The following is a 14,367-nucleotide window of genomic DNA, read 5'->3' on the forward strand; positions in this document are numbered from 1 at the left end:
AGCCGCTCCTTCCCTACAGCGCCTTCACCCGGGTGATCTCCTTACCTTCCGGATCGATGGCGTGCACAGCGCAGGCGATGCACGGGTCGAAGGAGTGGATGGTGCGCAGCACCTCCAGCGGCTTGTCGTGCTGAGCGACGGGGTTCCCCTTCAGGGAGGCCTCGTACGGTCCGAGCTGCCCTTTTCCGTCGCGCGGAGAGGCGTTCCAGGTGGAAGGAACCACCGCCTGGTAGTTGTGGATCTTCTTATCCTTGATGACCAGCCAGTGGGAAAGGGTGCCGCGCGGCGCCTCGTGGAAACCGACACCGCGGTAGTCGCCGACCGGGATCTCGGTGTGGTTGGCGTAGTCGGTGTCCCCCTTCGCCACGTTGGCGATGAGCTTGTCCAGATACTCAAGCGAGAGGTCCGCCATGAGATGCGCCCGGATGGCGCGTGCGGCGAGCCGCCCCATGGTGGAGTGCAGATCCTTCAACCCTATCCCCACCTGCTTGCAGGTGCCGTCGACGAGCTTTTTCACCTTCTCGTTTCCGGAGAGGTACGAGGCGAGTATCTGCGCCGGCGGCCCGACCTGGACCGGTTTCCCTTCCAGTCGCGGCGCCTTGCACCAGGAGTACTTGCCGTTTTCCTGGAAGTCGGAGTAGGCGGGCTTCGTCTCCCCTTCCCAGGGGTGCAGGCTCTCCTCGCCGCGATACCAGGCGCGGTCCACGTTCTCGTTGATGTTCTTGATAAGGTACTCGTCGCGGTGATCTTTGATGACCCGGAAGGTGGCGGGATTGGCGTCGAAAAGGACGCCGCCATTCAGGGCGAACTGCGTCCCCTTCGTGTCTTCCGGGAACTCCGGCACCGCGAGGTAGTTCGTGACGCCGGCGCCGTAGCCGAACCACTCCTTGTAGGCGGAGGCGATGGCGACGACATCGGGATAGTACACGTTCTGCACGAATGCCCGGCTCTCCTCCATGAGGGTACGCAGGAATGCGAGGCGCTCCATGTTGATGGTGGCCACATTCTCGGTATTGAGAGCGGTAGCCACCCCACCCACCACCAGGTTCTGGATGTGCGGGTTTTTCCCGCCGAGGATCGCCACCGCCTGGGAAGCCTTCCTCTGGTAGTCGAGCGCGGTCAGGTAGTGCGCCGTCGCCATAAGATTGACCTCCGGCGGGAGCTTCATCGCCGGATGCCCCCAGTAGCCGGAGGCGAAGATCCCCAGCCTCCCGGTGGAGACGAAGCTCTTCAGCTTCTCCTGCACCGCCTTGAACTCCTTCTCGCTGTTCCCCGGCCACTCGGAGATCGACTGCGCGATCTGCGCGGTCTTTTTCGGGTCGGCCTTGAGGGCCGAGACGATGTCCACCCAGTCGAGCGCGGAGAGGTGGTAGAAGTGCACGATGTGGTCCTGCACCGAGTGCTGCGCGATCATCATGTTGCGGATGTATTGCGCGTTTAGCGGTACCTCCACGTTAAGCGCGTGCTCGACGGAGCGAATGGAGGCGATGGCGTGCACCGTGGTGCACACGCCGCAGAAGCGCTGGGTGAAGCTCCAGGCGTCCTCGGGGGGGCGCCCCTTCAGGATCGTCTCTATGCCGCGCCACATCTGGGCTGAAGCCCAGGCGTCGATGACTCGGTCGCCATTTATCTCCACGTCGATGCGCAGATGCCCTTCTATGCGGGTGATGGGGTCTAAGGTTATCCGGGCCATTTTTCCCTCCAGGTCAAAAGAATTCGAAGACAGTGCTCTGTCGAAGGTTCACGGTGCTAAAGCCCTCAGGTGGCGTCCCCGGCGAGCCGCGCGCCCCTCTCCCGGGCGTGGCTGCCGCGCCGCGCCATGCGCGGCAGGACCGGCAATAGCTTCACCAGCACCTGGTAGCCGAGGATTTCGAAGGATACGATACCGACGGTGATCATGAGCTCCGCAAGGGAGGGGAAGTAGCGCCATCCCTTCCCGGGGTCGAAGCCGATCAGGTACACGTTGAAGCGGTACAGAGCCCCGCCGAGGACGATCAGCGCGGCGCTCACGAAGAGCCACCGGGGGGTGCGCCGCATCCGCTTGTTGAAGAGGATCATGGAACCGACCGCCACCAGGAGAAATTCGGCGAGGAAGAAGCGGGAGTAGAAGTCGAGGGAGAGGGCGGCGTGAAGCTGCCCGCGCCACACCAGGTCCCCCACCACGACGGAGAGCCAGATCACGGAAAGCCAGGGGACGATCCCGGCAAGACCTGAGAGTTCGCGCACCTCGAAGGGGCGGTTGAAGGCGTAGGAGGAGATGATCGACTCCAGGATCGCGATGGAGTACCCGATGTAGATGCAGTTGATGAGGAACAAAAGGGGCAAGAACGCCGTGTGCCAGAGCGGGTGCAGCTTCGTCGAGGCTATGAGAAGCATGGAGCCGAGCGATGACTGGTGCATCGTCGGGAGGGTGATCCCCAGCGCGATGATGAATATGAGGGCCTTGTCGAGCCGTGGCCTGATCTTCGCCGCCGCCGAGCGCATCCACTCCTTCCCGGTGTTGAGACTCTCCCGGTCGGAGACGAGGCGCGGGTGGAGCCAGTTCACAAAGTTCTGGAAGGGCCCCCAGTCGGAGTTTTCCATCGCCGAGAGAAGCGCAGGAAGAAACTCGATGGCGAGGACCATGGAATATGCCATGACGCAGAGGGCGACCTCCAGCATGACCGAGTTCCCCTGCCAGCGCGAAGGGAGGAAGAAGTTGTAGGAGTTCCACGGGCGCCCGAGATCGATCATGACGGAGGCACCGGCGAGCCCGTAGCCGAACATGCTGGTGAGGACCGCGCTCCGGATCATCGGGTGGTAGCGCATGTGGTTCCTGATGTACACAAGTATCGCGACCGCGTATCCACCGCAGGCGATGGCGGTCCCGGTGGCGACGTCGTAGGTGATCCATATCCCCCAGGGGAAGCCGTCGGAGAGATTGGTCACCGCCCCGATCCCCTTCACGTAGCGCACCCCCACGAGGAAGAAGCCGATCAGGGTGAGCGCCAGGAGCACGAAGAAGGAGGGGGTGAAGATGCGCGCGTCGAGCCTCTGAAACTCGTCATTGTGTCCGGCCATTACTCATCCCTCCTTTTCCCTGCGTCTTTTTCCGGGTGCTCGTCCGTATCCTGCTTCTTCATGTTCTTCACCGCCACGAAGCAGAGTGTTCCGTAGAGGGCGACCGGCGCCATGAACCCCTTGTAGATCGTGTGCTGGATCTTCTCGGAGAATTCAGCCGGCGCCTCGGGGGGCAGATCAGGCAGGCCGAGCTTTTCGAAGGGGTAGGCGGCGAGGTAGAGGTGGTTTGTACCTCCCCCTTCCGTCTCGCCGTAGATCCGGTTCACGTACCTGTCCGGGCTCTCCTTCAGCCTTTGGCGGGCGTCGGCCAGGAGATCCTTCCGCTTGCCGAAGGTGAGGGCGCCGGCCGGGCAGGTCTCGGCACAGGCGGGTATCCCCTTCTGCGCCAGATTGGTGTTCTTGCACAGGTCGCACTTGACGATCTGCGGGATCGTCTTTTCCCACTGGAAGCGCGGAATGGTGAAGGAGCAGGCGACCTGGCAGTAGCGGCAGCCGATGCAGGCGTTCTTGTCGTACTCCACGATCCCCGTCGTCTTGTCCTTTGTCATCGCCCCTACCGGGCAGACGGAGACGCAGGCGGGTTTCTGGCAGTGCATGCAGGAGGACTGGACGTACGACCAGCGGGTCGGGGACTCCTTGTACAGCTTGATGACGGTGCGTGTGCTCCCGGAGAGATCCTGCGGCGCGTCCCAGAGCTCGTCCTTGTCCCAGTCCGCGTGCTCGTAGGCGAGGGACCCGGAGGCGGCGTTCACCCTCTTGCAGGAGGCCATGCACGCCTTGCACCCCACGCACCTCGTGGCGTCGTACAAAAGGCCCAGCTCCTCGTTGTTCACCTTCCCCGGTCCGCTTGAAGCGGCGGCCGCTCCGCAGGAAAGGACCCCTGCCCCGGCGACGGCGACACTCTTTAAAAAGTCACGCCTACTCTGTCTTCTCATGGTCCGCGTCCTCCTTCAGCTCCCCCTGCTTCAGGTTCCTGGCGAACATCCCACCGGCGCCGAGAGCGGAGCCGGCCGCGATCCCGAGTATCCCGGTGGTAAGAGGCTCCGGCCCCTTCCCTTTCTCCTGATCCACCGGCGGGTAGGCGTCAAAGGGGGTCGGCTCGTGGATCTGCACCTTCTCGGCGATCGGCTTCCTGAAGAGGATCTCCGGCTCGGTGCATCCGATGCAGGGGTGCCCCGCTGCCACCGGCCAGACGCCGACGTCGTTGAAGCGCTGCACCGAGCAGTTCGCGTAGGTCGCCGGCCCCTTGCAGCCGAGCTGGTACAGGCAGTACCCTTCCGCATGCCCCTTGTCGCCGTACTCCTTGGCGAAGCGCCCCGCGTCGAAGTGGGGCCTGCGCTCGCAGTGCTCGTGGATGCGCCTGCCGTAGGCGAACTTCGGGCGGCCGAGAGAGTCGAGCTCAGGAAGCTTCTTGAAGGTAAGGTAGTACATCACGGTGGAGAGGAAGTTGTAAGGGCTCGGGGGGCAGCCGGGTATATTGATGATCGGCTTGTCCTTTATGAGGTCGCGCACCCCGACCGCGCCGGTCGGATTCGGCTCGGCCGCCTGGATTCCGCCGTAGCTTGCGCAGCTGCCGATGGGGATGATCGCCGCGGCACCCTCGGCTGCGTGCTTCAGTGACTCCATCGCCGTCTTCCCCGAGATCTTGCAGTAGATCCCGAAGTCGCGCGTCGGGATCGCCCCCTCCACCACGAGGATGTACTTGCCGCGGTTCGCCTTCATGGAGTCGTGCAGCGACTTCTCCGCCTGGGCGCCGGAGCCGATCATGAGCGTTTCGTGGTAGTCGAGGGATATCTGGTCGAGAATGAGGGTGGCGATCGTCGGGTGGGAGGAGCGCAGGAGCGATTCGGAGCAGCCGGTGCACTCCTGGAAGTGAAGCCAGATCACGGCCGGCCTGTTGTCAGCCCGCTCCGCCGCTTCGGCAACTTTGGCCGCCATCTCGAAGGGGAGCCCCATCATCGCCGTGACGGTGACGCACGCCTTCATGAAATCCCTTCGGGAAACCCCGCGCAGGGTCGTTTCCTCTTTCATAGCTCCCTCCTCGAACAGAAAGAATGACAGTCAGCCGTTCTATAGCCGCGATACGTGCCTCCTACGGAGACAGTATGTGGTGGTCTTATCTGAAGAAGCCGCTGATGGAGCTGCGTCCCGAATGAAAGGAGATGTATCTGACGGCTATCTGCATATCAAAACAGTCGCTGCGGCCGATGGAGGTCGGGGCGCAAGGGCGAATACAAGTGTGAAGCAGCTTGGTGAGGCGGAAAATGGTAAGACCGGTTCGGAGAACCGTGAAAACGTATACAGTATGGATCTTCATGTGTCAACATAAAATATACACAAAAGTAAAAAGTCGTTCTCTTTATGCGTTTACGACCACGGACGCCTCTGTACCGTGCCAATACAGGCACTTGCGGATGGGGCATTCGACAGTGAGCCGGAAGGAGAAGCAACGAAATCGGATTCAGCTGGAGGAGATGCAACTCTTTTTCGAAAATCGGAGGTGGGGGGGGTGATGTCGATGCTACGCGGGAGGGTCGGAGGGGTAGGTTATCTCGGTGCCGCGCACCACCGCCATCCGCGTCAGTTCATGACGCTTGGAGGAGGTGGCGGAGTAGATGTCGACGACATCGATGCCGCGCACGAGGAGGGCATCGCCAATGAGGGAGCGGTGGCAGCGCCAGGGGACCGCCTCGGCGCACATGATCGCCGTCCTCTTCTCCATCGCCAGGGATATCAGCCTCTCCAGCGTTGCGATGAAGGGCTCGGTGAGCATGTAGTCGGCGTAGCCGCGAAATGAGTCGTTTCGCCACCCGGCATTGGGGGAGTCCGGGCGGGGGTGCCTCAAGCCCCCCAGTTCCTTGAGGTGCAGATACTCGATCCCGGCAGCGGTGAGGTTTTCCCCCACCGTTTCCAGGTTGAACTGCGGGTTGTGCCGGGAGCGGGGGATCGTTCTCACGTCCGCCAAAAGAGCTATGTCATAGGCCTGCAGGATGACGACGAATTCTTCCAGGGTGTGGGTGGAATGCCCGATGGTATGGATAGGGAAAGTGGGCTCAGGTTTCACAGCCGTTTCTCAAATAGGTCCGTCAGCAACTTCAGGTGATTCTTCTCCTCCGCGGCAAGAGACTTGAAAAGCTGCACCGATGCTTCGTATTCCACCCGTCTTTGCAGCGTCTGGTAGCGGTCATAGGAACTCGTCTCCAGCGAGATGGCGAGCTCCACTACCTCCTTTACCCCCTTCCCTTCTGCCCAGGCGACCGCGTCTTTTACTTTCATCCCACCTTCCATTATCTTTTCCGGCGGGTAACCCTTCAGGACGGAGGGGAAGTCGATGTTTTCACCCTCGCTGGAGAGGCGCCGCTGGAGCACGGAGAGCATCTCCTTGTGCCCCTCTTCCGCCTTGACCAGCTTGCGGAAGAGCTCGGCGGCTTCCGGGTCCCCCCCCTTTTCCGCCATCGTCCTGTAAAAGGTCTCAGTGCCATCCTCCAGCGCCCACGCCAGCGCCGTCAGCTCCTCCCCCGAGTGCGCGGCGGAGAACCAGGCGATTCCGGTCTCGGGGAATCCGTCCGCCACGGCTCCGTTCCAGGCGTTGATCCCGCCGGACATGCTGTACACCTCCTCGAAGCCGGCGCGCATGAGAATGGATGCGGCGGCACGGCTGCGCATCCCTGCGGCACAGTAGACGATAGTGAGGCTTTCGCGATCGAGTTCCGAGACACGTTCATCGAGTTCCCCCACCGGGATCAGTATCGCCCCCGGCAAGTGCCCCCTTTCGTACTCCTCCGGCTGACGGACGTCCAGAAGCTTGTAGGTACCGTCCTCCTTGTCACTGATGAAGCTTCTCACCTGCTCCGCTGTCCAGGTGGTGACCGGCTTGAAATAGTCCAGCACACTCATGGCTTTTCATTCTCCTTTTGCTCAGGATTCGGCGGACTCTTTTCGTTCGCCGGAGACCTGGAACTTCATCATGAACCGCCTGTCGATGACGTCCTTGAAGAGGAAGGCGAGCCGGCCATCCCAGACGCGGTCTCTTTTCCAGACGATCCCCGTGCCATCCCCCATGTTCATGATCAGCATGTATTCCCTCACATCCTCAAAGGGATGCAGCGCATCCCCTTCCAGGGCGGCCATCAGGTTGTGGAAGAGGACGGGGTTCTGGCGCACCGCAAAAACGCCGACCTTGGCAAGGGGGGTCCCGGAGAGGGCGATGCAGTCGCCGCCGCCGAAGAGCTCCGGATGAGCCGTGCTCTGGAGGAAAGAGTTTACCAGCAGCCCTCCGTCTTCACCTGTGGGAATGCCGGAGTCGCTGAAGAGGGGTGTCGGCTCCACCCCCGTCGCCATGAAGACGTAGTCGCAGCGCAGCGAGGAGCCGTTCGAGAGGGCAACGGTGCCATCCGCGCCGGCCCTCGCGCGGGTCCCCCCTATCACCTCCACGTCCCTTTTCAGCAGCGACTCGATCGCCAGAGCGCGCACCCGTTCCGGAAAGGTACCGAGGATCCTCTCGCCGCCGACGAGAGTAATCTCAGCCCTGTGCGCCTTCCGTCGGGCCAGACGCCACAGGTTCGCTGCAATTTCGACCCCCGCAGCGCCCCCACCTATCACCGCAATCCGCAGGTCTCTTTGCGCGAGTTCCTCGAGGATTCTTTTACGAGCCCGGTAGAGGTTTATGATCGGCTTCACGGGGACGACGCGGTCCGAGGGCGCCGCGTCCGGCCCGACCGCGATCCGGCTCCCCGTGTTGAAGGAGGCTACGTCGTACGCCACCTCGGCTCCGGAACGGAGCGTTATCGACCTGTGCGCCGGGTCGATCCGGACGGCCTCGTCCTCGATAAATGACGCGCCGCCATCCACCGCCATCTTCCGGATGTTGAAGCGGACCTGCGGCGGGTCATAGATCCCCGACAGGAGCCCGGGCCCCATTCCTGAGTAAAAATGATGTGGTGAGGGGCTGATCACCGTCACACGGTGCCCGTTCGAGGAAAAGTCCCCCAGACGGAGGAGCACCGTCATGTGGGCGTGCCCCCCTCCCACCAAAACGAGATTTTTTGTCATGGCGCCACCTTTTGCTTTGGTTGAGCCGTCACGCGCCTCACTTACTTCCGTTGAACACGGTCGGGTTCCGCGGATCGAAAGGCAAAGGGTGAAAGGACGTGTGAAAGATGCGCAACTTTTCAGAGGTTATATCGAATTGGTACCATCCCCTCACCCCATGTCAACGTCCATGTGGAAGCCGTTGCAGTTGTAGGCCGGGATAAGCCGCAGGCGTTCCAGGCGTCGGCGCCAGGCGACAGGTGCTGCGTACATATGCCGGAAACGCTGCGCTTATTCCGGCCTACATAAACTCACACCCTGAAAAAACAAAGGGGCCTGCAACCGAATGCAGACCCCCTCTTTTTGCAGCGCCGTCTTTTACTGCTACAACCTGAACTGCCCCACCAGCCTTCGCAGATCGTCCGAGCCGCGCGAGAGCTCCGATGCCTCGGTTGCGATCTCCGACGACCCTCTCGAGGTCGTGTGCACGATCTCGCTTATATTCTGGATACTCTGGGTGATCTCTCTGACCGTTGCGTCCTGCTCCTCGGAAGCTATGGCAATCTGGTTGATCTGCATCGACAGCCCGTTTATCTGCTGCAGTATGCTCTCCAGAGCTTCCCCCGATTTTACCGATGCAGAGGTCCCTTTCGCGACCTCGGCTACACCGAGCTCCATAGCGGAGACTGCCTCCCGCGTCTCTGTCTGGATGGACTTGATCATCGCCCCCACCTCGCGCGTCGCCTTCGTGGTGCGCTCTGCAAGGGCGCGTACCTCGTCGGCTACGACGGCAAAGCCCCTCCCCTGCTCCCCGGCCCGGGCGGCCTCGATCGCTGCGTTCAGCGCGAGCAGGTTCGTCTGGTCGGCAATATCCTCAATTGTCCCGACTATGGCCCCTATCTGCTCGGAACGGGATCCGAGCGCTTCCACGGCGTCGGCTGCAGCGCGGACCTGTTCCGATATCCTCTCCATCCCGTCGATCGTATCCTTCACGACCGTGGCGCCCGAAGCTGCGGAGTCGCTCGCCCTGGAGGCGGAGTCAGCTACCAGAAGGCAGTTTTTGGCAATGTCCTGCCCGACAACCATCATCTCGTGGCTCGCTGCAGCCACGGTGGAAATTTCGTTGGAGGTCCCCTCGGACCCGGCTGCTATCCGCCCGGCAGTGGCGTGCAACTGGGACGAAGAAGTCGAGACCTGCGATGCCGTCTCCGAGATCTGGCGAATGATCCCTGCAATCCTCTCCGCTGCTTCATTCAATCCTGCTGCGAGTGTGCCTATTTCGTCACCGGACGTGACGGGGCAACGCAGGTTGAGATCACCTTTTCTCAGATTTTCGAGCCCCTCAAGAACCTTTGTTACCGGAACATTAAAGCCGCGGATGATCCAGAGCCCGATCGCGATCGTTGTGACAATGCCAAGGGCGCCGATGATACCTATGGCGAGGAGTGCACTGCGCGCTGCGGCTTTGGACGTCGCGGCGAGGGAATCGCTCAGCTTCTTCTGCTCATCGATCAGGTTATCGAGAGCCTTGACCGTCCCGGCACCTGAGATGAGGATCGTCTTGGACCGAAACTCTGCAGCCTCCTCGATCTTCCCGGCCTCCATGAGTGCAAACCATTTGGGACGCGCCTCCCTGTACTGGGCGTAAACGTCCGTCAGCTTCTTCAACGCCGCTTTTGCACCATCAGAAAGATTTCCTTCCTGGTAGAGTTTCAGATTCTCGTCAAGTATCCCGAACCACTTCGGGCTCTCGTCGATGATCTTTTTTCGTGATGCCGGATCGGGTACTGCGAGGTACTGCGAGACCCCGAAACGCAGCTTCCACATGGCATCCTGGGCGGTTGCCAGCCGCCGCGTATTGAGGACGCCACTCATGTTCGTTTCGTCGGTTTTGGCGGAGAGATACCTGATGTTGAAAAATGCCCCTACTCCCAGTACGAGAGAGAACGCTATGACAACACCGACAAAAAGTCCTATGCGCGCTTTGATCGACATGCTTGATCTTCCCCTTTTCCTTTGGCTTCACGCCGCTCTGATGCTGAACCGAGCCGTCCTCATTTCCGTTTAGAGAGGTATCGGCGACTCGATTCATATCTTTAGTGCCAAAGTGCAAAAGGGCATCAGCTGGCATCAGCTGCGCACTGCATTCAGCGCGGGTCTGCCACACCGCCGGCAAAATCGTGCCCTGCAAATTCACCTGCGACTACCCGCGCCAATTTCTCCGAGAAAAGACGCGCTCCCTTACGGTTCAGGTCAGTGGCGTCGTAGAAGAGGGTGCAGTCCCGGCACAGGTCGTCCCCTCCGTAGTTCACATATCCGATGTTCCACACACCCGACACGATCGCCACGGCCTGAAGGAAGCCGCTATGGTTGCTGAGATACCGGATCCGTTCATGGTATTGCGGCACCGTATAAAGGACCGTCCGTATCCCCTGCGATGAGGCGAACTTCAAATCCCTCCCGTCAATGGTCTTGTTGCTCATTTTGATCTTCGTGCTGTCAAAGGAAAAGGGGACCGCATTCTCCTCCAGTCTCGTCCCGGAGGTACTGTCGTAATAAGGCGCCCCGGAAGCAGAGTTGCCGCCGCGGGGTTCTTCAGTGGAAAAGGAATGCCGGTGCTATAACCTAGGAAGAACTACAACGAAGGGGAAGAAGGAGGAGCATATGACAGTTCAGGATGTCGGAGATGATCCCCATGGCTTGCAGCGGTTTGTATCGGCGCAGGATGGCATCTACTCGCGGGCGCTGGCAGAGCTGAAGAACGGGCAGAAACGGAGCCACTGGATGTGGTTCATTTTCCCGCAGATAAACGGCCTGGGGCGCAGCTCCATGGCCATTCAGTACGCGATAAAGAGCCTGGACGAGGCGCGAGCCTACCTCGCTCATCCGGTACTGGGAAAAAGGCTCAGGGAGTGTGCGGAAGCGGTCCTCGCGGTGCAGGGGCGCTCCGCCTCTGCGATCATGGGTTACCCGGACGACATGAAGCTCAAGTCGTCGATGACCCTCTTTGAAGTCGTCGCGGACGAGTCGGACTCTGTTTTTGCCAAAGTCCTGGAGAAGTACTATGGCAACGAGAGGGATACCGCAACGCTGGCGATTCTGGAGCGGCAAAAGGGAGGGCGCCGGGACTGACGGAAGGGATCTTGCGCTGTCGGCGTTAGGGGAGCGAGAGGTAGAGACCCCTGTGGAAGGAATCTCTACCCCGAGATGAAACTGATCCGGCAAAAGAGGACTACTTGATCTGCCCCCTTATCTCGCCGTTAGGGTTGGCATCGGTGTGTACGTTGACGAAGGCGCCACCTGAGGTTATGAGCGATACCAGGTCGGCCATCGTTTTTCCCTGCAGTGGTCCCATGAGGTCCTTATCCGTTAGCTGCCCCTGGGTGAATTTCCCGTTTACCGCCCCCTTTTTGGCCGCTCCGGAAAAGAGATTTGCCACCGGGGGACCGGATTCCCCTTTCTTCCCGGTGTGGATATGGGCGGCGTTGACGTTCTGGAGATCCCGCACCGAGATGTAGTAGCTCAATTTTTTCCCGTCATTGCTGAGCTTGAAATCCGCTTTTCCGGTAGCCTTCGTATTGACCGGAGGCGTTTCTTCCTGCCCCGTCAGCATGGCGCTGAAGTGCTTCTCCGCCGCGTAGCATGCGGAGCCGACGAAAACGGCGCTGAAGAGCACAACGAGCAACAGTACGAACTTTCTCATGATCTTTACTCCTTTTGTTTGCGATACACCATACATTAAATTGTATTATTCGCTGCGACACATTGTCAAACCTTTGGCGCGCGGAGAGAAGGGGACCGGCTACGGGACAGGCTACTTTTCCTGCGGATACCTTTTTCCTGAAACGCATCTAGTAAAATTGAACAAGAGAGAGCAGATGGGCCCAAAGGAGGAATGTCATGCCGAAGATCGTGCGATTTCATGAGACAGGCGCAGCTGAGGTCCTGAAGATAGAAGAGGTACCGCTGGAAAGTCCAGGCGCGGGAGAGGTACGTCTGGCAGTCGAAGCAATCGGATTGAATCGCGCCGAGGTCATGTTCCGGCAGGGCCGATACCTGGAGGACCCGAAGCTGCCGTCGCGGATAGGGTACGAGGCCGCAGGAACAGTCGACGCAGTCGGGCCGGGCGTAACAGGGGTCAACGTCGGCGACCGGGTCAGCACCATCCCGTCCTTTGAGATGGGGCGCTACGGAGTGTACGGCGAAAGCGCCATCGTCCCGGCATATGCCGTGACACGTTACCCTGAAAAACTCTCGCCGGTAGAGGGCGCTGCCATCTGGATGCCGTACCTCACCGCCTACGGCGCGCTGGTGGAGTTCGGCGGATTGGGGCAAGGGCAAAGCGTCGTCATAACCGCCGCCAGCAGCAGCGTGGGACTGGCAGCTATCCAGATAGTGAAAGCGGTGGGCGCCGTTCCAATCGCCACCACACGCAAAGCTGCGAAGAAGGGGTTTCTGAGAGACGCGGGCGCAGAACACGTCATTGTTACCGACGAGGAGGACCTGGTCGGAGCGATAATGGCGGCCACATCGAACATGGGGGCCCAGATCATTTTCGATGCGGTGGCCGGACCGACTCTGGAGAAACTCAGTGAGGCGGCGGCGCTCCAGGGGATAATCTTCGAATACGGCGCCCTTTCACCGGAGCCGACCCCCTTCCCTCTTTTTGCGGCGATAGGAAAAGGATTGACCGTGCGGGGATATATTCTCTTCGAGATCATCAGGGCTCCGGACATGCTGGCGCGCGGCTTGAAATTCATCCTGGACGGTCTGGAGAATGGGGCCCTGCACCCGACAATCGACCGAACTTTCCCGTTGTCGAGCATTGTCGAAGCGCATCAGTACATGGAGTCAAACGTGCAGCGCGGGAAGATCGTGGTGACGGTGAAGTAGGAAAGCGAAGCCTTCCCGCTGGCCGAACGTCCCTCCCCTTTCCATGGGGTCGACAGCCGACCCTCCCCACGCAGAGGGCTCGGCAGCACGTCCCTCCCCTTTCAAGGGGGAGGACAGGAGGGGGATGGGGTTCTGCGCTCATGCATGTCCGAGAGGCACGGACAACTACCCCATCCCCACCCTCTCCCTCCCCTTGAAAGGGAGGGGACGCCGCGCTACTGTTCCCGTCGCTGAAAACACACCCTCTGGCTCAGTTCCCAGTCGCCCTCCACACCCGCCTTTCATTGGCATGTTCCCTATTTTTCACATGGCAGAATTTGCAGGTTCGTTGTCATTGAACTCGGGGCAACTTTATGTGATCATCCGTCCTGCGAACGAATCGGATCTGGAGGGTGCAGCGTGACAGGCAAGCGCACGGTTGCCATAGCCGCCTACGAAGGCGCGGAAATTCTCGACGTTACAGGCCCCATAGAAGTCTTTGACATGCTGAACCGGTGCCTGCAGGACGCTGGGAAAAAAGAGAGCGGATACCACATCGCGCTCCTCGCGGAAAAGCCGGGGCCGTTTGTGACTTCCGCAGGCATAAAGCTCGTCGCCGATCTCTCCTGGCACGATCTCACCGGACCTGTCGACACCCTGATCGTGGTAGGAAGCCACAACGACGCCCTCGGCAAGGTGATGGCGAACCCGACCTTTCTGGAGTGGATCACCGTGATGCAGTCGAGAGTGCGGCGCCTCGTCTCCGTCTGTACCGGCGCGTTTCTCCTGGCGGAGGCGGGACTCCTGGATGGCCGCCGGGTCGCCACGCACTGGAAGGATCTTGACCACCTCTCGTCGAGGTACCCGCAGGTCACGGTCGATACCGACGCCATATACGTGCGGGACGGCAACATCGCCACCTCCGCCGGGATCACTGCCGGGATGGACCTGACTCTGTCCCTGGTAGAAGAAGACTTCGGCCGGCAGACCGCGCTCGCTGTCGCCCGCCGCATGGTCATGTTCCTGAAGCGTCCCGGGGGACAGGCGCAGTTCAGCGCGCAGTTGCGGGCACAGATGGTCGATGGCGGTCCCCTCGCCTCGCTGTTGTCCTGGCTGCAGGAAAACGCACATCGCAAGATCTCCATCGACGACCTGGCGTGTCAGGCGGCGATGAGCCCGCGCAACTTCGCCCGCGTCTTCCTGCGGGAGACTGGGATGACGCCGGCGAGGTACCTGGACAAGCTGCGCATGGAGCGCGCCATGGGACTGCTGGAGGATAACGCCCTCTCCATCGGGACCGTGGCGTGCCGGAGCGGGTTCAGTGGCGAAGAGCAGATGCGGCGCACATTCATTCGGCAGATGGGGATCACCCCCATCGCGTATCGGAAAAGGTTCTAAGGAAAA

Annotated in this window: 13 protein-coding genes; 3 read left to right on the forward strand and 10 right to left on the reverse strand. The window is 60.7% G+C overall.

All coding sequences use genetic code 11. The annotated features are described in order from the left end of the window. Window positions 1-13 precede the first annotated feature (13 nt). The 9 genes from LPW11_RS20255 to LPW11_RS20295 all read right to left on the reverse strand — a co-directional run bounded on the left by LPW11_RS20255 (window position 14) and on the right by LPW11_RS20295 (window position 10,574). Window positions 14-1,693: a nickel-dependent hydrogenase large subunit gene (locus tag LPW11_RS20255; RefSeq protein ID WP_230995678.1), complete on the reverse strand. Its 1,680-nt coding sequence runs from the start codon at window positions 1,691-1,693 to the stop codon at window positions 14-16. Window positions 1,694-1,758: 65 nt separating this feature from the next. Further along, complete coding sequence (gene hybB / locus LPW11_RS20260) at window positions 1,759-3,060, reverse strand: Ni/Fe-hydrogenase cytochrome b subunit (protein WP_230995679.1); 1,302 nt, start codon at window positions 3,058-3,060, stop codon at window positions 1,759-1,761. Beyond that, on the reverse strand, window positions 3,060-3,995 hold the full coding sequence (gene hybA / locus LPW11_RS20265; protein ID WP_230995680.1) for a hydrogenase 2 operon protein HybA: 936 nt from the start codon (window positions 3,993-3,995) through the stop codon (window positions 3,060-3,062). Before hybA ends, hybB begins: the two co-directional genes overlap by 1 nt. Next, window positions 3,979-5,091, reverse strand: coding sequence for a hydrogenase small subunit (locus tag LPW11_RS20270; RefSeq protein ID WP_230995681.1), 1,113 nt, complete (start codon window positions 5,089-5,091; stop codon window positions 3,979-3,981). Before LPW11_RS20270 ends, hybA begins: the two co-directional genes overlap by 17 nt. A gap of 490 nt (window positions 5,092-5,581) precedes the next feature. Then, window positions 5,582-6,124, reverse strand: coding sequence for a DUF488 domain-containing protein (locus tag LPW11_RS20275; RefSeq protein WP_230995682.1), 543 nt, complete (start codon window positions 6,122-6,124; stop codon window positions 5,582-5,584). Then, complete coding sequence (locus tag LPW11_RS20280; protein ID WP_230995683.1) at window positions 6,121-6,957, reverse strand: rhodanese-like domain-containing protein; 837 nt, start codon at window positions 6,955-6,957, stop codon at window positions 6,121-6,123. The genes LPW11_RS20275 and LPW11_RS20280 overlap by 4 nt, the downstream gene beginning before the upstream one ends. 21 nt (window positions 6,958-6,978) lie before the next feature. Then, window positions 6,979-8,112 (reverse strand): NAD(P)/FAD-dependent oxidoreductase, encoded by a 1,134-nt coding sequence (locus tag LPW11_RS20285; protein ID WP_230995684.1) that lies wholly within the window; start codon window positions 8,110-8,112, stop codon window positions 6,979-6,981. 363 nt (window positions 8,113-8,475) lie between these two features. Beyond that, the gene (locus tag LPW11_RS20290; RefSeq protein WP_230995685.1) at window positions 8,476-10,086 is read right to left on the reverse strand and encodes a methyl-accepting chemotaxis protein; all 1,611 of its coding nucleotides are present in this window, start codon (window positions 10,084-10,086) and stop codon (window positions 8,476-8,478) included. Between the two features lie 152 nt (window positions 10,087-10,238). Then, window positions 10,239-10,574, reverse strand: coding sequence for a hypothetical protein (locus LPW11_RS20295; protein ID WP_230995686.1), 336 nt, complete (start codon window positions 10,572-10,574; stop codon window positions 10,239-10,241). 181 nt (window positions 10,575-10,755) lie between these two features. Here LPW11_RS20295 and LPW11_RS20300 point away from each other — a divergent pair, with 181 nt between their 5' ends. Continuing rightward, window positions 10,756-11,223 carry a DUF1810 domain-containing protein gene (locus tag LPW11_RS20300; RefSeq protein ID WP_230995687.1) on the forward strand — a complete coding sequence of 156 codons (468 nt, stop codon included), beginning with the start codon at window positions 10,756-10,758 and terminating at the stop codon, window positions 11,221-11,223. Between the two features lie 100 nt (window positions 11,224-11,323). Here the strand turns inward: LPW11_RS20300 and LPW11_RS20305 are convergent, their stop codons facing one another. Further along, window positions 11,324-11,794, reverse strand: a complete 471-nt coding sequence (locus LPW11_RS20305) for a CHRD domain-containing protein (RefSeq protein ID WP_230995688.1) — start codon at window positions 11,792-11,794, stop codon at window positions 11,324-11,326. A 197-nt stretch (window positions 11,795-11,991) separates the two neighbouring features. On the opposite strand from LPW11_RS20305, the gene LPW11_RS20310 reads away from it, so the two are divergent. Both LPW11_RS20310 and LPW11_RS20315 read left to right on the forward strand, forming a co-directional pair. Further along, window positions 11,992-12,984, forward strand: coding sequence for a zinc-dependent alcohol dehydrogenase family protein (locus tag LPW11_RS20310; RefSeq protein WP_230995689.1), 993 nt, complete (start codon window positions 11,992-11,994; stop codon window positions 12,982-12,984). Window positions 12,985-13,383: 399 nt separating this feature from the next. Further along, window positions 13,384-14,361, forward strand: coding sequence for a GlxA family transcriptional regulator (locus tag LPW11_RS20315; RefSeq protein ID WP_230995690.1), 978 nt, complete (start codon window positions 13,384-13,386; stop codon window positions 14,359-14,361). Window positions 14,362-14,367 lie beyond the last annotated feature (6 nt).

Origin of the sequence: Geomonas sp. RF6 (genome assembly GCF_021044625.1) — a bacterium.
Taxonomy (GTDB): domain Bacteria; phylum Desulfobacterota; class Desulfuromonadia; order Geobacterales; family Geobacteraceae; genus RF6.

Coding starts and splice junctions, on each gene's coding strand:
- LPW11_RS20290 (WP_230995685.1), bottom strand. CDS start 10,086: ATGTCGATCAAAGCGCGCATAGGACTTTTTGTCGGTGTTGTCATAGCG.
- LPW11_RS20255 (WP_230995678.1), bottom strand. CDS start 1,693: ATGGCCCGGATAACCTTAGACCCCATCACCCGCATAGAAGGGCATCTG.
- LPW11_RS20300 (WP_230995687.1), top strand. CDS start 10,756: ATGACAGTTCAGGATGTCGGAGATGATCCCCATGGCTTGCAGCGGTTT.
- LPW11_RS20270 (WP_230995681.1), bottom strand. CDS start 5,091: ATGAAAGAGGAAACGACCCTGCGCGGGGTTTCCCGAAGGGATTTCATG.
- LPW11_RS20305 (WP_230995688.1), bottom strand. CDS start 11,794: ATGAGAAAGTTCGTACTGTTGCTCGTTGTGCTCTTCAGCGCCGTTTTC.
- hybA (WP_230995680.1), bottom strand. CDS start 3,995: ATGAGAAGACAGAGTAGGCGTGACTTTTTAAAGAGTGTCGCCGTCGCC.
- LPW11_RS20285 (WP_230995684.1), bottom strand. CDS start 8,112: ATGACAAAAAATCTCGTTTTGGTGGGAGGGGGGCACGCCCACATGACG.
- hybB (WP_230995679.1), bottom strand. CDS start 3,060: ATGGCCGGACACAATGACGAGTTTCAGAGGCTCGACGCGCGCATCTTC.
- LPW11_RS20295 (WP_230995686.1), bottom strand. CDS start 10,574: ATGAGCAACAAGACCATTGACGGGAGGGATTTGAAGTTCGCCTCATCG.
- LPW11_RS20280 (WP_230995683.1), bottom strand. CDS start 6,957: ATGAGTGTGCTGGACTATTTCAAGCCGGTCACCACCTGGACAGCGGAG.
- LPW11_RS20310 (WP_230995689.1), top strand. CDS start 11,992: ATGCCGAAGATCGTGCGATTTCATGAGACAGGCGCAGCTGAGGTCCTG.